General features: G+C 71.0%; 23 protein-coding genes. 13 read left to right on the top strand and 10 right to left on the bottom strand.

The window, feature by feature from the left end; all coding sequences use genetic code 11:
- Positions 1 to 91 precede the first annotated feature (91 nt).
- The 5 genes from ACWD0F_RS41125 to ACWD0F_RS41105 are packed head-to-tail and all read left to right on the top strand — an operon-like array spanning position 92 to position 1,896.
- Positions 92 to 514: a hypothetical protein gene (locus ACWD0F_RS41125; protein ID WP_449886667.1), complete on the top strand. Its 423-nt coding sequence runs from the start codon at positions 92 to 94 to the stop codon at positions 512 to 514.
- A gap of 4 nt (positions 515 to 518) precedes the next feature.
- Entirely contained in the window at positions 519 to 827 is a 309-nt protein-coding gene (locus ACWD0F_RS41120; protein WP_449886664.1) for a hypothetical protein, read from the top strand.
- Positions 818 to 1,309, top strand: coding sequence for a WXG100-like domain-containing protein (locus ACWD0F_RS41115; protein ID WP_449886661.1), 492 nt, complete (start codon positions 818 to 820; stop codon positions 1,307 to 1,309). The genes ACWD0F_RS41120 and ACWD0F_RS41115 overlap by 10 nt, the downstream gene beginning before the upstream one ends.
- The gene (locus ACWD0F_RS41110) at positions 1,302 to 1,763 is read left to right on the top strand and encodes a hypothetical protein (protein ID WP_449886658.1); all 462 of its coding nucleotides are present in this window, start codon (positions 1,302 to 1,304) and stop codon (positions 1,761 to 1,763) included. The genes ACWD0F_RS41115 and ACWD0F_RS41110 overlap by 8 nt, the downstream gene beginning before the upstream one ends.
- Positions 1,750 to 1,896: a hypothetical protein gene (locus ACWD0F_RS41105; protein ID WP_449886656.1), complete on the top strand. Its 147-nt coding sequence runs from the start codon at positions 1,750 to 1,752 to the stop codon at positions 1,894 to 1,896. Before ACWD0F_RS41110 ends, ACWD0F_RS41105 begins: the two co-directional genes overlap by 14 nt.
- Positions 1,897 to 2,220: 324 nt before the next feature.
- Here the strand turns inward: ACWD0F_RS41105 and ACWD0F_RS41100 are convergent, their stop codons facing one another.
- Entirely contained in the window at positions 2,221 to 2,538 is a 318-nt protein-coding gene (locus ACWD0F_RS41100; RefSeq protein ID WP_449886653.1) for a hypothetical protein, read from the bottom strand.
- 86 nt (positions 2,539 to 2,624) lie between these two features.
- On the opposite strand from ACWD0F_RS41100, the gene ACWD0F_RS41095 reads away from it, so the two are divergent.
- Positions 2,625 to 2,957 carry a hypothetical protein gene (locus tag ACWD0F_RS41095; RefSeq protein WP_449886651.1) on the top strand — a complete coding sequence of 111 codons (333 nt, stop codon included), beginning with the start codon at positions 2,625 to 2,627 and terminating at the stop codon, positions 2,955 to 2,957.
- A gap of 17 nt (positions 2,958 to 2,974) precedes the next feature.
- Entirely contained in the window at positions 2,975 to 3,328 is a 354-nt protein-coding gene (locus ACWD0F_RS41090) for a YbaB/EbfC family nucleoid-associated protein (protein WP_449886648.1), read from the top strand.
- 16 nt (positions 3,329 to 3,344) lie between these two features.
- Here the strand turns inward: ACWD0F_RS41090 and ACWD0F_RS41085 are convergent, their stop codons facing one another.
- Positions 3,345 to 4,250 (bottom strand): WXG100-like domain-containing protein, encoded by a 906-nt coding sequence (locus tag ACWD0F_RS41085; RefSeq protein WP_449886645.1) that lies wholly within the window; start codon positions 4,248 to 4,250, stop codon positions 3,345 to 3,347.
- A 174-nt stretch (positions 4,251 to 4,424) separates the two neighbouring features.
- On the bottom strand, positions 4,425 to 5,300 hold the full coding sequence (locus ACWD0F_RS41080) for an AraC family transcriptional regulator (RefSeq protein ID WP_449886642.1): 876 nt from the start codon (positions 5,298 to 5,300) through the stop codon (positions 4,425 to 4,427).
- A 99-nt stretch (positions 5,301 to 5,399) separates the two neighbouring features.
- Between ACWD0F_RS41080 and ACWD0F_RS41075 the strand changes: the two genes are divergently transcribed.
- Positions 5,400 to 6,212, top strand: a complete 813-nt coding sequence (locus ACWD0F_RS41075) for a phytanoyl-CoA dioxygenase family protein (protein WP_449886639.1) — start codon at positions 5,400 to 5,402, stop codon at positions 6,210 to 6,212.
- 5 nt (positions 6,213 to 6,217) lie between these two features.
- On the opposite strand, the gene ACWD0F_RS41070 is transcribed toward ACWD0F_RS41075, so the two are convergent.
- From ACWD0F_RS41070 to ACWD0F_RS41060, 3 genes are read right to left on the bottom strand one after another with little or no spacing between them, the layout of a single operon-like run.
- On the bottom strand, positions 6,218 to 7,579 hold the full coding sequence (locus tag ACWD0F_RS41070) for an MFS transporter (protein ID WP_449886638.1): 1,362 nt from the start codon (positions 7,577 to 7,579) through the stop codon (positions 6,218 to 6,220).
- A gap of 6 nt (positions 7,580 to 7,585) precedes the next feature.
- The gene (locus tag ACWD0F_RS41065; RefSeq protein ID WP_449886635.1) at positions 7,586 to 7,876 is read right to left on the bottom strand and encodes a hypothetical protein; all 291 of its coding nucleotides are present in this window, start codon (positions 7,874 to 7,876) and stop codon (positions 7,586 to 7,588) included.
- A 32-nt stretch (positions 7,877 to 7,908) separates the two neighbouring features.
- On the bottom strand, positions 7,909 to 8,349 hold the full coding sequence (locus ACWD0F_RS41060; protein WP_449886633.1) for a carboxymuconolactone decarboxylase family protein: 441 nt from the start codon (positions 8,347 to 8,349) through the stop codon (positions 7,909 to 7,911).
- A 117-nt stretch (positions 8,350 to 8,466) separates the two neighbouring features.
- Between ACWD0F_RS41060 and ACWD0F_RS41055 the strand changes: the two genes are divergently transcribed.
- On the top strand, positions 8,467 to 11,262 hold the full coding sequence (locus ACWD0F_RS41055) for a BTAD domain-containing putative transcriptional regulator (RefSeq protein WP_449886630.1): 2,796 nt from the start codon (positions 8,467 to 8,469) through the stop codon (positions 11,260 to 11,262).
- On the opposite strand, the gene ACWD0F_RS41050 is transcribed toward ACWD0F_RS41055, so the two are convergent.
- Positions 11,259 to 12,119 (bottom strand): aminoglycoside phosphotransferase family protein, encoded by an 861-nt coding sequence (locus tag ACWD0F_RS41050; protein ID WP_449886627.1) that lies wholly within the window; start codon positions 12,117 to 12,119, stop codon positions 11,259 to 11,261. The genes ACWD0F_RS41055 and ACWD0F_RS41050 overlap by 4 nt on opposite strands.
- Positions 12,120 to 12,281: 162 nt before the next feature.
- Between ACWD0F_RS41050 and ACWD0F_RS41045 the strand changes: the two genes are divergently transcribed.
- Both ACWD0F_RS41045 and ACWD0F_RS41040 read left to right on the top strand, forming a co-directional pair.
- Positions 12,282 to 14,633, top strand: coding sequence for an FHA domain-containing protein (locus tag ACWD0F_RS41045; protein WP_449886625.1), 2,352 nt, complete (start codon positions 12,282 to 12,284; stop codon positions 14,631 to 14,633).
- Between the two features lie 96 nt (positions 14,634 to 14,729).
- A complete protein-coding gene (locus tag ACWD0F_RS41040) occupies positions 14,730 to 15,788 on the top strand; it encodes an LLM class flavin-dependent oxidoreductase (RefSeq protein ID WP_449886623.1) in 1,059 nt (352 codons plus the stop codon).
- A gap of 44 nt (positions 15,789 to 15,832) precedes the next feature.
- On the opposite strand, the gene ACWD0F_RS41035 is transcribed toward ACWD0F_RS41040, so the two are convergent.
- On the bottom strand, positions 15,833 to 18,166 hold the full coding sequence (locus ACWD0F_RS41035; RefSeq protein WP_449886620.1) for an ExeM/NucH family extracellular endonuclease: 2,334 nt from the start codon (positions 18,164 to 18,166) through the stop codon (positions 15,833 to 15,835).
- A gap of 202 nt (positions 18,167 to 18,368) precedes the next feature.
- Complete coding sequence (locus ACWD0F_RS41030) at positions 18,369 to 19,118, bottom strand: class I SAM-dependent DNA methyltransferase (protein ID WP_449886617.1); 750 nt, start codon at positions 19,116 to 19,118, stop codon at positions 18,369 to 18,371.
- Positions 19,119 to 19,278: 160 nt separating this feature from the next.
- On the opposite strand from ACWD0F_RS41030, the gene ACWD0F_RS41025 reads away from it, so the two are divergent.
- Both ACWD0F_RS41025 and ACWD0F_RS41020 read left to right on the top strand, forming a co-directional pair.
- Positions 19,279 to 20,664: a sensor histidine kinase gene (locus ACWD0F_RS41025; RefSeq protein WP_449886614.1), complete on the top strand. Its 1,386-nt coding sequence runs from the start codon at positions 19,279 to 19,281 to the stop codon at positions 20,662 to 20,664.
- Between the two features lie 124 nt (positions 20,665 to 20,788).
- Positions 20,789 to 21,823 (top strand): iron-containing alcohol dehydrogenase family protein, encoded by a 1,035-nt coding sequence (locus ACWD0F_RS41020; protein WP_449886820.1) that lies wholly within the window; start codon positions 20,789 to 20,791, stop codon positions 21,821 to 21,823.
- Between the two features lie 382 nt (positions 21,824 to 22,205).
- On the opposite strand, the gene ACWD0F_RS41015 is transcribed toward ACWD0F_RS41020, so the two are convergent.
- The coding region (locus tag ACWD0F_RS41015; RefSeq protein WP_449886612.1) for an OB-fold nucleic acid binding domain-containing protein at positions 22,206 to 23,134 on the bottom strand (929 nt) is incomplete at its 5' end.

Raw genomic sequence — 23,134 nt, 5'->3', positions numbered from 1 at the left:
AATAGTTGGATATAGTCGGCTGCGTGAACCATGTACCAGGTGCGGGTGCTGCGGACCGTGTCGCCTCGGCGGACCGCTCGCGGGCCACCACATGATCGGCGACCTTGGCGCCGGAGACTTCGACCGGCTCATCGAGGCGGCCCGGCTGGCCGTCGAATCGGCCGGGACGCCGGCGCCCGACCCGCCCGAGGTGCGGCACAAGAGCGCGGACCCCGACGGGCTGGTGAGCGTGACCGCCGTCCTGACCGCCACGGGCGCCCGCCTGGGATCACTGGAGCTGAACGCGAGAGCCAGGCGGATGGACTCGCGCGACCTGGCCGAGCTGGTCCTGCGCACGGTGAACGAGGCACTGGACGGCCTGGTCGTCTCCGCGCATGCCGAGTCCGCCCCGGACCTGGCGGAGCTGTCGGCTGAGTTGCGCGCTCTGCAGGACTTCTCGGCCGAGAACTTCGGTATTTTCGCGGACACCATCAACGACGTTCTCCGGCGGTTCGAAAGGCAGACCGAGGGATAGCGGCATGGAAATCCGAAAGACCGTTCTGGGGAACGCCGGAATGGACCTCCACAGTGTCGCCGGCGACGTGCGTGGCGCGTTCGACGAATTACTCGCGGCCATCTCCGCAGCCGGTCCGATGCCGCAGAACGACGACATCAGCGCCATGATCTCCGCCGCCTGCGCCGCCATTCAGGAAATCGCGGCCGGCTCCGTCGAATCGGCGGTCGCCGCGCTGGGCGGGCACGGTGACGGGCTCGCCGCCATGGCCGCCGAGTACGAGGCCACCGAGCAGGACGCGCTCCGGATGATCGGCGGCGGGACATGGGCGTGAAGCTGCCCGCCGAACTCACGATCCTGCTGAACGACCTCGGCTACCTCTGGCCCGAGACGGACGAGGAGGCGCTGCACCGGCTGGCCACCGCGTGGCTCGGGTTCGCCGGTCGGCTCGACGGCATCACCGGGCGGGCGGACGCCGTCGCCGCCGCCGTTCGCCGCAACAACGCGGGGGAGGCGATCGACGCGTTCCTGAACGCCTGGACCGGGCAGGAGGCTCCGCGCACGGTGGTCGCGGGCGGCGTGACCGGCGCGCGGGTCGTCGGGGTCTGCCTGGTGGTCTGCGCCGCGCTCGTCCTCGCGCTCAAGATCGTCATTTTCGTGCAACTCGTGGCGCTGGCGGTCCGGATCCGCCTGGCCATCGCCACGTCGGCGGCCACCTCGGGCGGCTCGCTGCTGACGATCCCGGCGTCCAGGCGGCTCACCGCGGCGATGCTGAACCTGTCGATGAACCAGGCGTCGCGAGTGCTGGTTGCCTAAGATCCCGGCCGGCGCGGCCGGGTTCATCGCCCGCCGCGCCGCCAAGTTCTTCCCCGGAGCCCGGCGGGTGCCGCTGCCCGGCCTGATCAGGGACGCCCGGCGCAACGGCGGCTTCTCCTGGTCTCCGGCCACCGGCAGACGGCCGGTCAGGGGCTACATGGTGGCCACGACCGGGCGTACCGCCCAGTTTCCCGCGAACATCCTGGACGACCCGGACGTCGCGGCACGAGCCATCGACCGCTACCTGCGCGACAACCGGGACGTCTTCGAGAATCGCAAGAACATCTATCTGGGTTGCTGGATCGAGGACGGGAAAGTCTGGCTCGAGCCGTCGATGAACATCGCCCGGAAAAAGACCGCGATCAAGCTGGCCAGGGAGACCGACCAGATCGCCGTCTACAATGTCAAGACTCGCGACTATACCGACACGGGAGGTGCTGGTGGCTTTCTTTAAACGACGTAAGATCAGCGCCGCGCTGCCGGAAGGATATTTCGACCTGCTCGAGGAGGAGCGCCTGGACTGGACGCGGAAGCTGGCCGAGGAGCTCAAGACCGAGCGCGACAGGCAGCAGGACGAGGAGGAGTAGCGCGTCCTCCTTGGGCGTCCTGCGCACGGTGAACGACGCAGTGGACGGCCTGGTCGTCTCCGCGCACGAGGAGTCCGTCCCGGGCCATTGCTGGGACGCCGGCGGTTACGGCTGCCTCGTGTGTCCCGAACTCGTGACGAACTGGGCGCCGGCAACTCACCGCCCTAGGCCACGTTCCTGCCGGCCGCAAAGTACACTATACCGCTAGGTAGTGACGGTATAGGGGTGGTGGCCCTGACCAGTGGTTTCCCGACTGCGCAGGGATGGGCCCGGATGAGGAGAATGTGATGTCTATGACGGATTACACCACTTCATCACCTTTACCTACGCCGTCGTACACATCCACCGCGTCGCCGTCACCCACCCCGAGCCCGACGGACTCGAGTCCGTCACCCACGCCCACCCCGAGTCCGACGAGCCCGACTCCCACTCCCACTCCCACTCCGAGTCCGAGTCCGACAGACCCCACCCCCACTCCGAGTCCGACAGACCCCACTCCCACTCCCACGCCGAGCCCGACAGACCCGACTCCCACCCCGAGCCCGACGAGCCCGACCCCGACCCCGACCCCCACGCCGAGCCCGACGACGTCCCCGAGTCCCACGCCGACGCTACCGGCGCCCGGCCCGTCACCCTCGGCATCGGCGGCTCCTCCGACCACGTCACCGTCACCGACGCCGTCCCCCACTTCGCCCGGTCAAGGAAGCACTGGTCTGCCGACCATCGATGTGCACAGAGGCGACTTCACGAAGGCGGCCGGCTACATCATCGCCGAACGCGATGAGCTGCGGAAGGACGTCCGCTGGATCCTCGATTCCATCGCCGCGCTGGGCGACTTCGCCGGCACGGACGAAACGGCGAACACGTTCAGGCAGAGCTATTCCACGGCCCTGGAGAAGGCGAAGACCTACGTGGACGCGCTACGCGACAAGTATCCCGAGATCGCCGGCCAGTTGGCCGGGATGAAGACCAACCACGACCGCGCGAACTGGGCCAACATCGTGTCCCTGCCGACAGTGTCCGACGAATTCTCGAAGCCGGACGGAAAATCCCAACCCTGACGTTTCTTGGAGACCTGATGACCAAGCCAGACGACAGCGCCTCTTTTCTCGACGAGGAGATGCGACGCTTCATCGCCGAGTTCCAGACCGACACCGGACCGCTGGAAAGATTGCAGCGGGGCCTGGATGACGTTCGCGGCCGGGGGACGGCGGCCAACGGCCAGGTGCGGGCCGAGGTGCTGCCCAGCGGTGCGCTCGGCGGCCTGAAAATCGACCCGCGGGCGATGCGGCTCGGCGCGGACGCGCTGGCGGAGGCGGTGCTCGCCGCCGCGCGCGACGCCGGCGCGGACCTGAGCACGCAGATGGCGGACCTGATCACGGACGGCCTGACCCCGTTCGCCGACGAGGTCAGGCGCTTCGATCGGGATTAGCCATGCTGAAAGGCTCTTACCTGACCAGGCGCCTGTACGAGTCCTGGCCTGCGGCGACACCCAGCTTGGTGAGCATCTGCTGCCAGGTGGGCAGCAGGCTGGCCGGATCGTCGATCACGTCGCCGGGCCTGTTGATCACATTCGCCGTGGTGGTGAAGATGGTGGATCCCAGCAGGAACATCACGGCGTTCCGCGCCGCCTCGTTCTTGGGCAGCAGATTCGCGGCCTTGCCCATGTTGGCCGGATCCACATGGTAGAAGACCAGGGCCGCCGCGAAGTTCGTCAGCATGTAGGCGCCGCGGTCATCCCACGAGCCCAGGTCCTCGTGCCTGCCCAGCTTGAGCCCGTCGACGATCGCCTGGTCGAGGGCCGTGTACGCGAGGCTTCCCCCCACCGCGTAGATGAACCGCTTCCCCACGGCATGGTTGAACATCTTGAGCAGCAGCCCCGCCTGCTTCTTGCGCATGGCCGAGTTGATCACGTACTGGATCTTCTTGTCGATCGCCGGCCAGCAGCAGAACATCAGCAGCTCGAGCCACGAGGTCCAGGCCATCGTCTTGAGCGTGTGCTGGGTCTCTTCCAGCATGTCGGCGTAGTCGTCGACCGCGTCGGCCAGTGCGCGGATGAACGCCGAGACCAGCGGCGGATAGGGCGCGATCTCCTTGGTGAAATAGGCCCTGAAGGCGTCGATGCCCGCTCCGGAGTTGGGCGGCCGCCACAGCCGGCTCGCGATCTCCTCCACCTCGTCCAGGCTGACGTCCACCCGCTTGGCCAGCTGCCGCAGCAGCTGCGCGACCTGGCGCGCCTTGTCCGGATCCCCGTCGGGGTAGTTGACCGACAACATCTGGTAGACCACGCTGCCGATCCCGGCGGCGGAGAACAGGAGCCCTGCCGAAGGGAGAAGCTTGGGAAACGGACTCACGGAGCAGACCCTTCTTCACACCGGACATATGGTTGTCCGATCATCCTGCCTTTGTCAGCTGTCACGCTAGTGCCATAAGTGCAGCGATCACCCCATTTCGAGCAGACTGCACCCCATAGGGAACGCTTACGCGCAGCGCGCGACAGGCAGCAGGACGAGGAGGGGCAGCCCTTCCTAGGCTCCGCCGTGGGTGTCCGATCGGCTGCGCCGCCGGTATTCGGTGGGGGTGAGGCCGACCAGCGTCCGGAAGCGGCGGGCGAAGTAGGTGGGGTCGTCCCAGCCGACGGCGGCGCCGACCTGAGCGGCCGGCAGGGTCGAGTGCGCCAGCAACGTCGCGGCGCGCTCGGCGCGCAGCCGGGCCAGGAAGGCCATCGGCGTCAGCCCGGCGTGCCGTCCGAACAGCCGGCCGAGATAGGCGGGATCCAGGTTGACCGCCCGGGCGAGGTCGTCCAGCCGCCACGGCTCCGCGGGCGCCGCCTCCAGCCGGGCGATGGTGGCGGCGACGGCGGGGTGGATCGCGGCCCCGGGCGTCTCCCTCCCGTGGTCACGGCCGTCGGCCAGGATGCCGAGCACGGTGACCAGCCGGCCCAGCACCCGGCCAGGGCGGGCCCGGCCGGCCTCGAGGTCCCGTTCGAGCAGGCCGATCTCCGTGATGGCCTCCTCCGTGGCGGCCGGGTCGACGTTCGTGACCGCCACGCCGTGCGTGCCGGCCGCCACCGGATCGCTCCACAACATCCGGCGCACCATCGGCAGGTCGTACAGCGCCGCCAGGTCGGCCCGGAGCGCCTGCGCGGACAGGCAGCAGTTGGCGACGGTCAGGCCGGCGCAGCCGGCGAACCCGTGCCAGGCGCCGGGGCGGAGCACGATGACCTGCCCGCGCCGCAGCGCCTGCTCGCCCTGGCTGGTCACGTGCCGGCCGCGGCCGCCGCCGATCACCGCGATCTCCAGGAAGTCGTGCGCGTGCGGCTCGATGCCGGAGTCCAAGCGGTGCACACCGCCCAGGACCGGGCTTCCGGCGAACAGCGCGTGCTCGTGCAGCGTGGCGGGCATGTCGCAATCGTACGAGTACTCGCCGGGATCGGCCTAGCCCGGGGCGGCGCGCCTCGACGATGCTGGGCGGTATCCCAACGGCGAGAATTATGGAGGTCAATGATGGCGACGACCACCGCAGAGCGGCCCGGCGGCGATGTCGGCACTGACGGCCGGCTGCCGGACGAGCTTGTGACGGCGTACCGCGAGTCCGGTTTCGTGCGAGTACGCGGCGTCCTGGAGCCGGACCAGGTCGAGCGCTTCCGGGGGAGCGCGCAGGCGTTCCTGGAGGCGCATCGCGCGGAGAGCCTGGAGCGGCAGGGCGTCTTCAGCCAGCTGGTCAACGTCTGGCGACGCGACCCGACGTTGCGGGAGCTCACGCTCGATGAGCGGCTCGGCCGGATCGCCGAGCAGCTCGCCGGGTTCCCGCTGCGGCTCTGGCACGACCAGATGCTGGTCAAGGAGCCGTACAACAACGCGGCCACGGAGTTTCACCAGGATCGCCCGTACTGGCCGCACACGGGTGACCGGCTCGCGCTGTCGGCGTGGATAGCGCTGGTCGACGTCCCGCCGGAGCGGGGCTGTATGACGTTCCTGCCCGGCACCCAGGATCGTACGGGCCTGCGTCCGCAGGACCTCCACCACGAGGAGGACCTGTTCGAGATGGACCCGTCCCTGCGCTGGGTCCCCCGCGTCACCGTGCCGCTGCGCGCCGGCGACTGCACCTTCCACAGCGGCTACACCGGCCACATGGCGCTGCCCAACCGCACCGGCCAGGCCCGGCTCGCGCACGTCGTCATCTACATGGACGAGGCGGCTCGCTACAGCGGGACCGGGCACATCGTGACCGATCCGCTCGGGCTCGCCGCGGGCGACCGGCTGGACGGGGACGCCTTCCCCCGCCCTTGGGCTCAGGCGCCCGACTCTCTGTAGAAGTCTCAGGCCCGGTTTGTCCGGCGCGCCGGGCTGGGTGGCGCGCCGGGCGTACGGGCCGGCCGGGGTGGCGCGTCAGCCGAACGCGCCGGCGTGGACGGCGCGTCGGGCGTACCCGCCGGTCGGGGTGGCGCAGCAGGCGTACGCGCTCTCCTGCGCCGGGCCAGCAGCAGGACGCACGCGACGGCGCCGAGCAGCACGGTGGCGAGCCCCGAGCCGCCGAGCGTGACGCGCGGGCCCAGCGCCGTGATGAGCGGTCCGCCGAGCGCGGTGCCGAGCGGAGCGGCGGTGAGCAGCGCCGCGCTGCGGGCGGCGAGCATCGCGGCCAGGTGCCGCGGCGGCGCCTTCGCCTGCATCAGCGTCACCGACAGCGTCACGAACGGCCCGTAGATCACGCCGCCGAGCGTGAAGCACGCGACGGTGACGGCCACCGGCACGTCGAACCCGAACGGCAGCAGCGCGAGCCCCCAGGCGACCACGATGGCGACCGTCACCGGCCAGAGCGGCAACCGCCGCAGCGCGCCGACGGCCAGCCCGCCGAGCACCGCGCCGGCGCCGAACAACATCCAGTAGAGGCCGAGCAGCGTGCCCGGCGCGTGCAGGTCGCCGGTCACGTGCAGCGGCAGCGCGACCTCGACGGGTCCGTACAGCAGGTTGAAGAACCAGGTGAGCGTCAGCAGCCCGAGCAGCTCGGGATGGGAGCGCAGCAGCGCGAGCCCGCCCCGGGCGGGCGGTTGGCCGGCGGGGGAGAGGTGCCCCGGCTCCGGCAGCCGCGTCCGCGCGACCAGCACGGCGAGGAACACATAGGTGAGCGCGTCCAGGCCGAGCACGAGCGCGGAGCCGGCGTAGGTGACCAGCACGCCGGCGATCGCGGGCCCGGCGATCGTGGCGGCGAAGTCGAGCGAGCCGACGAGGGTGTTGGCGGCGAGCCGCTGCCCGTCGGGCAGCAGCTCGGCCGGCAGGGTGTACTTGGCCGCGCTGCCCCACGCGTGCAGCAGCGAGGAGAGCGCGAGCAGCACGACGTACAGCGGCGGCGTGAGCAGCCCGGCGAGCCAGGCGAGCGGTATCGCGCCGAGGAACACGCCGCGCACGACGTTGTCGGCGAGCAGGAGCCGCCTGGCCGGCAGCCGGCGCAGCCGGCGGCCGAACAGCAGCGCGCCGGCCACCCCCGGCAACGTGTACGCGGCCACCGCGCCGCCGACCCACCACCCCGCGCTCGCCTGCGGCGCGAGCTCGATGGCCAGCCACGCCACCGCGACGAAGCTCATCCCGTCCCCGAGGGAGGAGACCGCGAAGCCCAGGATCAGCCGCCGGAACACCCGGTTGGCGAGCACCGGCCGGTAGGGGGAGGGGATGAGGCGCGTCACGGGGTCTCAGCGTTCATCGACGACCTCGCCGTCCAGGGCGGTGGCGTCCTTGGTGAGGGCCATGGTCAGCGGTGCCTCCGGGAAGGTGGGCAGGGCGGCGAGCGCGGCGCCCATCTGCTCGATGGTCTCCCAGTGCCAGGTGTCGGTGTAGGTGCCGTCCTCCAGCCGGATCAGCACGACGTGGGTGAGCCCGGGGTGGCCCTCGCGGACAGTCGCGATCAGCGAGCTCCGGCGGGCCAGGAACTCCTCCAGGTCGGCGTCGGCGATGGAGTAGCGGTGTGAGCGGACGACGGACATGCCGGTGTCTCCTGTTGGGTGCGGGACGGGGTTCACCAAGTGCCGGCGATCTGCCGGATGGGGGCGTTCAGGCGGTTGAAGAGGTTGGTGACGGCGATCATCAGCAGGATCGAGGCCAGTTGCGGCTCGTCGAAGTGGTCGGCGGCGTTGTTCCAGACCTCGTCGGAGACGGCGTCGGCGCGGCCGGCCAGCAGGGTCGAAGCCTCCGCCAGCGCCAGCGCGGCCCGCTCGGCGTCGGTGTAGTACGGCGCCTCGCGCCAGGCGGCGACCAGGCCGATGCGCTCGTCGCTCTCGCCCAGCTTGCGCAGGTTCTTCAGGCCGGCGTCGACGCAGAAGCTGCAGCCGTTCACCTGGCTGACCCGCAGGTGGATCATCTCCATCAGCTCCTGGGGCAGGCCCTGCGACTGGGCGGCCTGCATCAGCTCGAAGATCGGCTTCTGCGCGGCGGGGATGATCGTGGCGGGGTTCTTCATCCGGGCTTCCACTGTGGGTGCCTCCGTCTTGGTTCGTCTCGGTTCGTGTGAGATCAGGATGTCCGCCCGTGTTGATACATTCGCTATGCGCCCACGATGCGATGTGTTAGAGGAACGATGTTGCGCTTCACCCTTCTCGGCCCCGTCCAGCTCATCGTCGACGGGGAGCCGCTCACCGGCATCGCCCCACGTCACCGCGCGGTGCTGGCCTACCTCCTGCTCAACTCCGGCCGCGCGATCAGCATCGAGCGGCTGATCGACGCGATGTGGGGCTACGACCGGCCCGACACCGCCCGATCGCAGATCCACGCCTCGATCACCGCGATCCGCAAGGTCCTGCGTGGCGCGGGAGCCGGACGGCTGCTGGAGACGCGGGCCGGCGGCTACGTCGCGCAGCCGGAGGCCCGGCAGGTCGACGCGCAGGAGTTCACCGAGCTGGTGGCCGCCGGCGCGCTGCGCCAAGCCCTGGACCTGTGGCGCGGCGAGGCGCTGGAAGACGTGCACGCGCACTTCGTCACCGACCTCCGGGGGCTCTGGCACGACCGGCGGTTGTCGGCGTACGAGCGGCTGGTGGCGGGCGAGCTGGCCGCCGGGCGGCACGGCGAGCTGCTCGCCGAGCTCGCCGCCCAGGTGAGCGCCAGCCCGCTGCGCGAGAAGCTCAACGGCCACCTGGTCCTGGCCCTGCACCGGGCGGGACGGCAGGCCGACGCCCTGGCCGCGGCGCGGTCCTACCGGACGGCTCTCGCCGACGACCAGGGCCTTGACCCCGGGCACGCCTTCACCGAGCTGGAGCGGGCGGTGCTGGCCGACGATCCGGCCCTGCGCCTGGCCGACGCGGCGCCGGACGCGGCGCCGGCCGGGTCCGGCCCGCCGCGTCGCTCCTTCCTGCCCTACGACATTCCCGACTTCTCCGGACGGGCCGCCGAGCTGGAGCGGCTGGTGGGCGAGCACCACGGGGCGGCGGTCGTCACGATCGACGGCATGGCCGGGATCGGCAAGACCACACTCGCCGTCCACGTGGCCCACCGGCTGACCGACCGCCATCCGGACGGCCGGCTCTTCATCGACCTGCAGGCCCACACCGCGGGCCGGGAGCCGATCGACGCCGCCGCCGCGCTGGAGGTCCTCCTCCGCCAGCTCGGGGTGCCCGCCGACCGCATCCCGGTCACCCTGGCCGAGCGGAGCGCCCTCTGGCGCGCCGAGCTGGCCGATCGCCGCGTGCTCGCCGTGCTGGACAACGCCTTCGACGCCGAGCACGTACGCCCCCTGCTGCCGGGGCACTCCGAGACCCTCGTCCTGATCACCAGCAGGCGGCGGCTCGTCCACCTGGACGGCGCCCACGCGCTCTCGGTCGACGTGCTGGGCGAGCAGGACGCCGCCGAGCTGTTCGAGCGGATCGTGGGCGAACGCGCCCGCCAGGAGCCCGCGGCCGTCCGCGAGGTGTTGCGGTTGTGCGGCCATCTCCCGCTCGCCCTCCGGATCTCGGCCGCCCGCCTCCAGCACCGCCCGCGCTGGACCGTGTCCTACCTGGCGGACCGGCTGCGCGACCATCGCCGGCTCCTGGACGGGGTGTCGGCGGCCTTCGCCCTGTCCTACGAGCAGCTCGATGAGGCCGAGCAGCGCATGTTCCGCCTGCTCGGGCTGGCGCCCGGCGGCGACATCGACCCCTGCGGCGCCGCCGCGCTGGCGGGGATCTCGGAGGAGGAGGCGGAGGAACTCCTCGAAGACCTCCTGGACGCCCACATGCTGCTGCAACTCGAACCGGGCCGCTACACCCTGCACGACCTGCTCCGCGAGCACGCGCGCTCGATCGCCGGGGACGACGGCACCGTCCCGGTCCTGCAGCTGCTCACCTACTACCTGCACCGCTCGCGCGCCGCCGTGGACCGGCTCTTCCCCGACAGCCTCAGCCACCGCGAAGGCATCCCGCAGCCGGCCACCCCGGTCCTGCCCATCGGCGACGCCGAGCAGGCGATCACCTGGCTGGACGCCGAACGCGGCAACATCATCGCGACCGCCGTCCACGGACCCGAGATCTGCGTGGGCATGCTCTCCCTGGCGCTGCGCCCCTACCTCGACCGGCAGGCGCACCACGACGACGCGCTCACGCTGCAGACGCTGGCGCTCCAGCGCGCCCGCAAGCTCGGCGACGCCCACCGCGACTTCGAGGTGCAGGCGCTCAGCGACCTGGGGTGGACCTACTGGCGGCTCGGCGACTACGAGCGCGCGGAGGAGCACGCCCACCTGGCCCTGGAGGCGTGCGAGGAGCCGTACGAGCGGGCCAGAGCACTGCTCACGCTGGGCAACGTGGCCCTGCGCCGGGGGCAGGACACGCAGGCGGAGCAGTATCTCAAGCAGGCGCTCGACCTCACCAGGATCGGCGCCGACACCTGGGGCGAGGCCCACGTGCTCGGCATCCTCGCCCTCGTCCTCGACCGGGCCGGCCGGCCGCAGGACGCCCGGCGCCATCTCGACCTGGCGCTGGCGCTGCACCGCAAGGTCGGCAACCCGGCGGGGGAGGCGGTGACACTCAACCACCTCGGCGTCGTCCTCCGGCGCCAGGGCGAGCTCGCTCAGGCACGCCTGCGTCACGAGCGGGCCGCGGCTCTCTACCGCGAGCTCGGCGACACCACCGACGAGGCGGCCGCGCTCAACGGGCTGGCCGAGGCGGCGGGCGACCCGGCTCAGGCGGTCGCGGAGCACACGGCCGCGCTCGCGCTCGCCGATCTGACGCGCAACCGGCCGGAGCAGGCGCGGGCGCACGAGGGGCTGGCGCGGGCGCACCTCGTGCTCGGGCGGGCGGAGCGGGCCGGCGAGCATGGACGGCTGGCGCTCGGCCTCTATGAGGAGCTCGGCGTCCCGGAGGCCGAGGACGTCCGCGTCCTCCTGGAGCGGGCCGGCGACCGCATCTAAGCGCGGAGCACCTGGTCCAGGACGTGATCGCCGATGGCCGCCATGCCGGGGTGGTCGGCCGAGTGGCTGGCCAGGGCGGTGCCCATGGACAGGGCCCAGCCCCGCGCGCGCTCCCAGGTCACCTCGTCGGCGTCCACGCGCGACCGGAAGACCGCGCGCGCGTCCTCGTCGAACACCAGCCACGCGGCGGCCAGGTCGGTGGCGGGATCGCCGCTGGTGAGGTCGCCGAAGTCCAGGACGGCCGCCAGTCCTGCACCGTCCAGCAGGAGGTTCGCCGGGTGGGGGTCGCCGTGCAGCCAGAGGGCGGGGCCCGGCCAGGGCGGCAGGGCGGCCAGTTCCGTCCAGAGGGGGAGGAGCTCGCCCGATCGCGGCAGGGAACGCAGGCGGTGCCGCACCGCTTCGTCGCGGGAGGGCAGCGGGACGCCGCGGACGGGGTTGCGCGGCGCGTCGGGCGGTGCGGGCCGGTGCAGGCCGGTCATGAAGTCGGCCAGCGGGGCGGCGATGCCGTGGCGGCCGGCCGGCGGCACGTCGGCGACCGTGCGGCCGTCGAACCAGGGCGCGATCGTCCACGGCCACGGATAGCCCTCGCCGGGCACGCCGGTCCTGACCGGCACGGGCAGCGCCACCTCGACGTACCCGGCCAGGACCGGCAGCCAGCGTTGCTCGTTGACGATGAGGTCGACGGCGACCCGGCGGCGCGGCAGGCGTACGGACAGGTCTGTCCCCAGGCGATAGACGACGTTGTCCCAGCCGTTGGCGACGAGGAGCAGCGGGCCCGCCAGGTCCGGGTGCTGCGCGCGGATCAGGCGGTCCACGAGGTCGTCGTCGATGGTGATTTCCGCGGCCGGGGTGTTCATGCCGCAACGATAGTGGTGGTGGCGGCGGAGGAGTCGACGGAGGTCACGAATGGGGCGGATGTCTTGAACGGCGCGGGATCGGACTGTTAGACAAGGTCAGCGGTTCTCGCCTTCGAGGGTCTCTTCCGTGCAGCAGCCCGTTCTCGTGGGAAAGGCGGTCTCGTGACACAGCTCGTCGTCGAAGGCCATGGCAGCTCCGTGACGCTCGATCCGGGGCGTTCGTACCGGGTGGGGCGCGATCCGGAGTCGGATGTCGTCATCGACGCCGATCGTGTCTCGCGGACGCACGCCGTGCTGCGCTGCGAGAGCGGCCAGTGGATCCTGGAGGACTCGGGCAGCCGCAACGGCACGTACGTGAGCGGCCACCGCGTCCAGCGGGTCATCGTCGGCCCGGGCACCAGGATCGGCCTCGGAGACCCGGCGCAGGGCGGAGTCATCCACTTCCGCGCGGCCTCGGACCGGCCCCCGGCACCGCCTCCCGCGCACCGGGGGGAGGCGGGCGAGGTCGCGCCGACGCCCACGGTGCGCTTCCCGCGCACCGGGCAGTGGCGTGAGCCGGCCGCCGTCAGGAGCCTCGGCGGCGCGCAGGTCGTGCGCATCGGCCGGGCGCCGGAGAACGACATCGTGGTCACCGATCTGCGGGTGTCCCGGCGGCACGCCGAGCTCCGGATCGCCGGCGGCGTCCACGAGATCGTCGACGTGGGCAGCCGCATCGGCACGTACGTCAACGGCCGGCGCGTGCAGCGGGCCCGCGTCTCCCCGGACGACCTGGTCGGCATCGGGCCGTCGACGTTCCAGCTCGTGGGCGACACCCTCATGGAGTACGCCGACACCGGCGAGGTGTGCCTCCAGGCGCACGATCTCACCGTCACCGTCGAGGGCGGCAAGGTGCTGCTGGACCACGTGACGTTCCCGGTCGGCGAACGGTGCCTGCTGGCGATCATCGGCCCCAGCGGCTCGGGCAAGTCCACCCTGCTGCGCGCGCTCACCGGATTACGCCCCGCCGACCAGGGCCTGGTCACCTACGACGGGCGCGACCTGTACCGCGACTACGCCGAGTTACGCTCGCGGATCGGCCTCGTGCCGCAGGACGACATCCTGCACAGCCAGCTCACCGTGCGCCGCGCCCTCATCTACGCCGCGGAGTTGCGTTTCCCCGACGACACCAGGCAGCACGAGCGCAAGGCGCGCGTCGATGAGGTGCTCCAGCAGCTCGGGCTCGACAACCGCAGGGACAACCGCATCTCCTCGCTCTCCGGCGGCCAGCGCAAGCGGGTCAGCGTCGCCCTGGAGCTGCTGACCAAGCCGTCGTTGCTCTTCCTCGACGAGCCGACCTCCGGCCTGGACCCGGGGCTGGACAAGTCGGTGATGCAGATGTTGCGGGGCCTGTCCGACGACGGCCGTACGGTCGCCGTCGTCACCCACAGCGTCGCCAATCTGGACATCTGCGACCGGCTCCTGGTGATGGCGCCGGGCGGGAAGATCGCCTACTTCGGCCCGCCGGAGGAGGCGCTGCCGTTCCTCGGCTTCAGCGACTGGGCGGACGTCTTCCTGGCCTTCGACGACCCGGCCAGGGACTGGGCCGGCGAGTACGCGCGGTCGGCGCCGCACCAGAAGTACATCGTGGCCGACATGATCCAGCCGGTCGCGACGGGACGCCCCGAACGGCGGGAGAGCCCGCCGAAGCCGCAGAGCCGGCCCGAGCAGCTCAGCACGCTGGTGCGCCGCTACTGCCGGGGCATCGTGGCGGACCGGCTGTTCCTCGCCATCACCGTCGCCCTGCCGATCGTGATGGGCCTGCTGGCCCGCGTCGTCCCGACCGGCGACCTGATGGGCCGCCCGAACAGCAACGGCAACGCCGCGAACCTGCTGCTGATCCTGTGCATCGGCGGTTGTCTCACCGGCGCCGCGAACTCGGTGCGCGAACTGGTCAAGGAACGCGCCATCTATCAGCGGGAACGGGCGGTCGGGCTGTCCAGATCGGCCTACCTCTGCTCCAAGCTGCTCGTGCTCGGGCTGATCACCGTGGCGCAGGGCGTCGTGCTGACCTACGTGGCGATGTACAACGTGCCCACCTACGACGAGGGGGTGTTCACGGCGCCGATGGTCGAGCTCTCGCTCGCCGTCGCGCTGTTGTCGTTCACCGCGATGACCGTGGGGCTGCTCATCTCCGCGCTGGCCAAGACCAGCGAGATGACCATGCCGCTGCTCGTGCTCGTCACCCTGATCCAGCTCGTCTTCTGCGGGGCGCTGGTGCACCTGGACGGCAAGCCGGTGATGGAGCAGATCTCGTGGCTCGTACCGGCTCGCTGGGCGCTGGCCGCGCTGGCCGGAACGCTCGACGTGGGTCAGCTCATCCCGCATGTCCAGGATCCGCCGGACCCGCTGTGGAGCCAGGAGATCGGCACCTGGATCCTGGACATGAGCGTGCTGGCCGTCCTCGCGGTCGTCTGCGCCTTCCTGGTCGCCCGCATGTTGCGCCGCCATGAGCCCGCGGTGATGCGCGGCAAGTAGCCCGGCGCCCCTTCAATAAAGCATATATTGCAGGTAGGTTTTAGCGATAAGGGAGTCGCGCGCGCCGCTCGCCCGAGAGAACAGGAAGACCCGCCGATGAGCCTTCAGTTCCTCTGGTACATCCCGAACCAGGCGCAGCCGGGGCACCGCGGCGACGACGTCGCCGCGAACCACAACAGCCTGGAGACCCTCACCGCGCACGCCGAGGCCCTGGAGCGGCACGGCTGGGCCGGGGCGCTCATCGGCGCCGGGTGGGGGCGGCCCGACACCTTCACGGTCGCCACCGCGCTGACCGCGCGGACGACGACGTTCCAGCCGCTGATCGCGGTCCGGCCCGGCTACTGGCATCCGGCCAAGTTCGCCTCCGCCGCGGCGACCCTGGACCATCTCTCCGGGGGCCGGGTGCTGGTCAACATCGTGTCCGGCAAGGACGACCTGGCGGCGTACGGCGACAGCGAAGGCGACCAGGCCCACCGCTACGCCCGTACCAAGGAGTTCATCCAGATCGTGCGCAGGTTGTGGACCGAGGAGAACGTCACCTACCACGGCGAGCACTTCGGCGTCACCGGCTCCACCGTGCGGCCGCGCACGGTCGTCCGGGACGGACGCGCCCACCCCACGCTCTACTTCGGCGGCGCCTCCGCGGCCGCCGAGCAGGTGGCCGCCACCGAGGCCGACGTCCAGCTCTTCTGGGGCGAACCGCTCGACGGCGTCGGCGAGCGGATCGAGCGGCTCAAGGGACTCGGCGAGAAACTGGGACGCGAGCATCCTCCGCTGGAGTTCGGGCTGCGGATCACCACGCTGGTCCGGGACACCACCGAACAGGCGTGGGCCGACGCCGAGGCCAAGGTCGCGGAGATGGCGGACGGCGCCATCGCGCGCGACCCCAACCGGCACGCCGCCGTCGGCCAGCAGCGGCTGCTCGACCTGGCCGCGCGGGGAGAGGTGCTCGACGACAACCTCTACACCGCCCCCGGCAGGTTCGGCGGCGGCGGCGCGGGCACCACCTGGCTGGTCGGCTCGGCCGAGGACGTGGCGAAGTCGCTGCGCAAATACCAGGCTCTCGGCATCAGCCACTTCGTCCTGTCCGACACCCCCTACCTGCCGGAGATCAAACGCCAGGGCGACCGGCTCCTTCCGCTGCTGCGCGGCTGACCGACGCGTGGCCGCGCCCGGTCCCGGCGCGGCCACGCGTGTTCCTAGAGCTTCAGGCCCACCAGCAGCGGGTCGTGGTCGGAGGAGCGGAACGGGTCGGGCGCGTACAGGTAGGGCGGGTTGAACTCGGTGTTGTAGTCCATGAACCGGCCCTCGTCGGCGTTGACGTGCCAGATGGTGGCGCCGGTCACCAGCTTGCGCGCGCCCTTGTCGGCCAGCACGTGGTCGAGCTCACCGGACAGGCCGTCGAAGACGTAGCTGTAACGGTCGTCCCGCTTGATGTGCTTCTTGCTCAGGCTGCCCAGCCCGGCGTCCTCGAAGGCGTGGATCGGGTCCTCCTCGCCGTAGGCGTTGATGTCGCCGAGGACGAACGCGTTCGTCAATCCCAGGTCGTCGATCAGGGCCAGCGCCGCCTGGGCCTGCTTGACGCGCTTGGCGTTGTAGCAGCTCTGCCCGTCGCCCTGGTCGGCGTCGGCGCCGGTGGCCGGGCCGTCGACGTCCGTGCAGCCCTTGGACTTGAAATGGTTCACCAGCACGGTGAAGGTCTTTCCGGTCCCGTCGGCCCGGCCGAAGGTCTGCACCAGCGGCGGCCGGTTGAAGATCGGGTCGGACGACGACCGCGCCGGTCCGATCGGGGTGACCTTGCCCGGCTGGTAGATCAGCGCGGTCTGGATGAGGTCGGTGCCCGGGTTCGGGTGCGTGATCGCCTGGTACGTGCCGGCGCCGGCCTGGGCGTTCAACGCGCCGACCAGGGCGTTGAGCGCCACGTCGTCGTTGCGTTCGACCTCCATCAGCCCGGCCACGGCGGGGTTGAGCGTCGTGATGTTGGCGACCAGCTTGGCGAGCTGGCGGTCCCGCTCCCCGGCGGTGGTGGCGCCGCGCGACCCGAGCGTGGTGAACCAGTTGAGCGTGTTGAGGCTGGCCACCCGGACGTCGCCGCCGACCTTCGCCGGCCGGACGGGACGGGGGTTCTCGGCCCTGAAGAGCACCGGCTCGGTCGGCTGGACGCGGTAGACGTCGAAGCCGTACGTGAGGACGCCGGTCAGGTCGCGCACCTCGTCGCCGATCCGGACGGAGGCCGATCCCCTGGTGTGGTAGGGCAGGGTGGGCGGGTTCTGCGCGTTCGAGCCGTCGTCGAGCAGGATCGTGCGCCGCGCGTCCTTCTCGACGTCCACGCCCGCGCGGTCGGTGGGCTGCCACAACCGGCTGTCCTCGGACAGGGTGATCTCGCCGAACCGGCCCAGGTTGAAGATCTCGGAGACGGCGAGGTCGTCGCCGAAGGTGACGAGCATGCCCTCGTAGCGTTCGAAGGTGATGCCCTGCTTGAGCGGCAGCCGCACCTTGGCGGGCTTGATCGCGCCGGTGCCGCAGACGTTCACCGCGGTGGCCGGCGACAACTCCGTGAGGCCGTTGAACTCGATCGCCTTGCCGGAGACGAGCACCCGGTCACCGGTCTTGACCGGGACCGAGGAGAACACGAACAGGCCCTCGGAGGTGGCCGGGTCGGCATCCGGGGCAGCGGACTGGACGGCGAAGCCGCCGAGCCCGCCGGCGCCCTGGAAGGAGCCGGTGACGATGCCCTCGACGCGGACGTTCTGGCCCTCGACCGGGCCGGCCTCGCCACCGCCCTGCACCTGGGAGATCTGGTGCGTGGGCGCGGTGTCGCAGCTCTCGGTGGGCGTGACGGTCGGGGTGGGGCTCGGTGTCGGGTCACCGCCGCAGGGGGCCGCGGTGGTGGTGCTGTTGCGCGGCGCGGGGGCCGCGCTCTCGAAGTCGGCGCCGTTGTCGTCGGTGTCCGCGCAGCCGGCGCTCTTGCGGAAGGCGCCGGTGGTGTTGGTGAGAGCGGGGGCGGGGGAGCCCTCGAAGAAGTTCGCGCCGCCGTACCCGACCAGGTCGGCGAGGAGCGCGAGCTGGTCGTCGGAGCAGGGCGTGGAGGAGCCGTTGCAGGCCAGCCCGTCGGCCGAGCGGACCAGCGCCACCTTGCCCGCGGTGCCGCTCATGTTGATGGACCCGACGTTGTCGGGCGGGGGCAGCGCGGCGCTGGGGGTGGTGCCCGCGGCGAGCTGCACGAGGTGGTACCGGCCGGGCGCCAGGGTGCCGGAGAGGTCGGCCTTGTTCGAGGCGAAGTTCCCGGTGCCGGTGGCGCTGGCGTACTGCACGGACCAGCCGTCCAGCGACACGGGGGCGGCACTCCGGTTGAACAGCTCGACGTAGTCGTTGGAGAAGGGGGCGCCGGCGTTGCCACCTCCTCCGTAGCCCTGGCTGATGACCACGGTGCCGGGGGCCGCGGCCATGGAGGGTGTGGAAAGGGCGGCGATCGAGCCGGCGACGACGCCGGCCGCGACGAGGATCGCCAGGACCCGGGACTTAGCGCGCATGCCGGGGAGCGTAAACCGACAAACAACGAAAAACTCTGACTTAGGCGTGGACAGTCCATGAAATCTCGAACATTGACACTTCCTGTCCATTCGGGGCGGCGAATCTGTCGTCGTCGGCCGATGCGAAGTCGCCCCGGGCCTCGACCACGCGCCCCGACGCCGCGCCGACGGTGTGGCGGCGGTCAGCGCTTGGGCGCGTGGGTCATGCCGCCGGGAGGCGGTAGACGGACACGTGGGAGGACGATTCGGCGGTGAAGTCGGCTCCGGCCCAGTCGGCATGCCTGCTCTCCAGCTCGAATCCGGCCAGCTGCGCCATGAGGTCGAGCTCGGGCGGCCAGATGTAGCGGTGCGGGCTGCGGAACAGCTGAGCCTGCCTGCTCTCGTCGAAGCTGAAGTGGTGCGACACGACGTGCTGGCGCAGCACGTCGTAGGTGTCCAGGCCGAGGTAGCCGGGCTCGCTGCGGAAGACCACGGCCTGCTGGCCCGGTGGCAGCTTGCGCAGCTCAGGCACCCAGAGCTCGATCACGAACCGGCCGCCGGGGGTGAGATGACGGGCGGCGTTGCGGAAGCACGCGACCTGCTCGGCCTGGGTGAGCAGGTTGGAGATCGTGTTGAAGACGAGATAGACCAGCGTGTACGCCCCAGGCGCGACGGCGGTCGCCATGTCGCCGGCCACCACCGGGATCGTCGCCTCGTCCGCTTTCGTCCGCAGTTGCTCGATCATCGCGGGGGACAGCTCGATGCCGGTGACGGGCACCCCTCGCTCGGCGAGCGGCACGGCCACCCGGCCGGTTCCGATGGCCAGCTCCAGCGCCCGCCCGTCGCCGGCGAGCTCGGCGAGGCGCTGCACGGCCGGCCCCAGGACCTCGGGCGCGAACATGCCGGTGCCTGGTGTGTCATAGCCCTGGGCCGCGTCGGCGTCCCAGATGTCCTCCTGGTGCATGGCGCCCATGATGATCGCGTACGTACCGGGGTGTCCAATGATTTTGTGACGTCCGCCCCCAGTGCCGCGCCGACGGCCGAATTTGCACTGCTTTGGCGCTGAATCTTCCCTCGGCTGGCAAGGAGGCAGGGAGAAGCCAGGGGAACTCTCGCCGAGGGCGGTGATCGGGATGGGCTGGTGGCATGGATCCTCCATCAGGTTCCGTCTGACCCTGCTCGCGAGCGCGGCCATGGTGGTGCTGGCCACCCTCGGCGTCGCGACCGCTCTGACGGGGCTGCGCCAGCAGATCAGGGAATATCAGCAGGCGGCCCTGATCGCCGAGGCGGTGCGCATCGGTGACAACGTCCGGCTGGACGGCCCGCCGCGCACCCTGTCCGGCGGGGTGAGCGAGGCCGCCCAGTTGTTCGACCCGACCGGGCGGCTGGTCGCCTCCAGCCCGAACGTGGCGGGCCGGACCGAGCCGCTGGTGACGGATTCCACCGTGGGCTCCACGAACTACACCACCCAAGAGTCGTGCGATCTGCCCATCTTCCCGGACCAGTGCATGATCGTGCTCGACTTCCCCATCCGCCTGCCCACCGGCACCTGGCGGCTGTACACGGCCACCCCCGTCCCGCCCTGGTACGGCCATCCCGCGGAGCTGGTCGCGCTCATCGCGGGCGCACTTCTGCTCGTGGCCGTGACCGCGGCCGGCACCTACCTCATCGTGGGCAGGACGCTCGCTCCCGTCGCGGTCATCAGCGACGAACTCGCCAAGATCACCAAGACCGACCTGACGCACCGCGTGCCGATTCCGAAGTACTCCGACGAGCTGAATGAGCTCGTCCAGGTGACGAACCGCACGCTGGATCGGGCTCAGGCCGCCGTCGAACAGCAGCTCAGGTTCGCCTCCGACGCCTCCCACGACCTCCGCAGCCCGCTCACCGCGATGCGCGCGCAGGTGGAGGAGGCACTGATGAACCCGGCGGACACCGACTGGCCCCAAACGACCGGCCGGCTCCTCACCAGCATCGAACGCCTGCAGGACCTGGTCGCCGACCTGCTGCAGATCTCCCGCCTGGACGCCGGGATCAGCGGCCGGCAGGAGGCCGTCAACCTGGCCGATCTCGTGAACGGCGAACTCGACGGGCGGCCCCGCGACGCCACGGTGGTCCGCCGGCTCGATCCGGCCGTCATCGTCGAAGGCGATCCGATCGCCCTGCCCCGGCTGCTGATCAACCTGCTGGACAACGCCGAACGGCACGCCGAGTCCACCATCACCGTCACCGTCGGCCGCCGGGAGGGCACGGCCATCCTGGAAGTGGCCGACGACGGGGAGGGCGTCCCACCCCACCAGCGGGAGGCGGTGTTCCAGCGGTTCGCGCGCCTGGCCGCCTCCCGCCGCAAGGACGCCGGTGGCACCGGCCTCGGCCTGCCGATCGCCCGGCAGATCGCCCAGTCCCATGGCGGCACCCTCACCATCGAAGACAGCCCGCAGGGCGCACGCTTCGTCCTGCGTCTTCCGCTCGCACCGGCGAAAGGGCGACCGCCCACGCGCCCACCGGATGCTCGCTGACGCCTGCGAGCAAGCACGAAGATCGTTTCGTACGATAGCCTCTCGGGTTCGATCGGCGCGTCCCGGTCGCCGACCTCACCCATCCGGTCCGAGGACAAGGACACTCATGCCGCTGTTAGCCCGCATGCTCGCCGCCCCCCTCTTCATCGACGTCCGGGCCGGTGCGGTCGCCGGCCTCGGCACGCTGCTGACCGACCTGCAGATCGCCCGGCGGGGCCGGGTCGCCGTCGCCGTCGGTCCCAGCCAGGGTGACGGCATCCGCGAGGAGCTGCGGATCGACGGGGCCGAGGTGCTCTGCGTGCCCGACGGCACCCTGGCCGCCGCCGCCGAGCTCGGACAGCGCCTGCGGGCCGGGCAGTTCGAGGCGATCGCGGGGATCGGGGGCGGCAAGACCATCGACGTGACGAAGTTCGCCGCGCACATGGCCGGCATCCCGATGGTGGCCGTGACCACGAGCCTGGGCCACGACGGGATCGCCTCACCGGTCAGCACGCTGCGCCACGAGTCCGGTACGGGCTCCTACGGCGTTGTGATGCCGGCGGCCGTGCTGGTGGATCTCGATCGGGTCCGGTCGGCGCCGGCGTCGCTGTCCACGGCCGGGATCGGCGATGCGATCAGCGACCTGTCCGCCGTGGCGGACTGGGAGCTGGCCGCCGCCGAGGTCGGCGAGCACATCGACGGGCTGGCGGTGGCGATGGCCAGATCGGCGGCGCTGGTGGTCCTGCATCAGCCGGGGCAGGCGCGGACCGACGAGTTCCTCACCGTGCTGGCCGAGTCGCTGATCCTGTCCGGGATGGCGATGGGGGTGGCCGGGTCGAGCCGGCCGGCCAGCGGCGGCGATCACGAGATCATGCATGCCGTGAACGAGCTGCACCCCGGGACGGCCAGCCATGGCGAACTCGCCGGAGTCGGGGCGCTGTTCTGCACTTACCTGCGTCAGGACGAGGACAAGTTCGAGCTGATCTCCGCGTGCCTGAAACGGCACGGGCTGCCGCGGACTCCCGGCGATCTCGGCCTGTCGGACATCGATTTCGCCCGGGCCGTGGCCTACGCGCCGCAGACCCGTCCCGGCAGGTACACCATCCTGGAGCACCTCGACCTGCCGGAGTCCCGGCTCGCCGGCCACGTGGCCGCCTATGTCGAGGCCGTCGCGGGCTGATCTGGCGTCGAGCCGGGAACGGAACGGCGAATTCCCCGTAGAAATTCCGGTGTGAATTCGCCGTCAAGCCCTGGCGAAATATGCCCAATTATAATAATTCGTCGTGATATGGGTGCTAATGTCGGAATTGAGAGGAAGGCAAACCAGGGGGGAGAGATGACTGGTATGTATGGCTTCGAAGAAGGCGGAGGCTGCGGTCGCCTCCGTGGCCGCTGGCGTCGCCGCCGCTGTCGTCGTAGGAGGCGTCGCTGGTGGGGCTGGGGAGGCCCCTGGGGCGACGACTGGTAAGCGACCCATTCGCTGACAAGCGCGGATCGCGGCGCCCTTCACCCGTTGGCTGCACACCGGGGGTCGCCGCGATCCGCTTTCATGACCGGTCAGCTCACAGAGCGATGGCCTCCGGGCCGAACAACTGCTTGACGTCCGCGGCGAAACTCGGTTCGGCGTTGACGGAGAACTCGGGCACGGCGTACGCCACGGTCTTCCCGGTGAGCGCGCGCACGTTGATCCGCAGCGGGACGTTGCCCTGGTGCAGCTTGAGCACGTTGCGCAACTCCTCGATGGACCGCTGGGTGAGGCGCTCCTCCCGGACCTGGATGGTCACCGGGTGCCCGGAGTCGCTGGTGATGCCGGACACGTCGAGTGGCGTGAGGTCCTGCGCGAAGACCGAGATCGCGCCGTCGCGGTTGTTGACCTGGCCGCCGACCGACACCACGACGTCGCTGCGGAGCTCGGGCGCGTACAGCTCGTAGCTCTTGGGGAAGAACAGGCATTCGACGGCCGCGTCCATGTCCTCGACCGTGACGATCGCCCACACGTTCCCGGCCTTGTTGACCCGCTTCTCGACCTTGGTGACCAGGCCGCACACGCGTACGTCGCCGCGGTCGTCACGACCGGACTCCAGCAGCTCGACGATCGTGGTGTCACGGTTGCGGGCGAGCAGCCGTTCGGTGCCCGCCAGGGGGTGGTCGGACACGTACAGGCCGAGCATCTCGCGCTCGAAGTCGAGCCGGGTCTTCTTGTCCCACTCCATGTCGGGGATCGTGACGGAGAACGCCGCGCCGTCCTCGTCGTCGTCCGCCCCGCCGAACAGCGAGTCCTGGCCGTGCGCCTCGTTCTTCTTGATGTCGATGACCGAGTCGACGGCCTGCTCGTGCACCATGAGCAGCGCCTTGCGCTGGTGGTCGAGCGAGTCGAACGCGCCCGCCTTGATCAACGACTCGATGACGCGCTTGTTGCAGGCCGTCAGCGGCACCTTGGCCAGGAAGTCGTTGAAGTCGGTGTAGGCGCTCTTCTCCGCGCGCGCCTTCA

It is taken from the genome of Nonomuraea sp. NPDC002799 (assembly GCF_053592075.1).
Note: the sequence above shows the minus strand (reverse complement) of the source record. Positions and strands in the feature narration are given on the sequence as shown.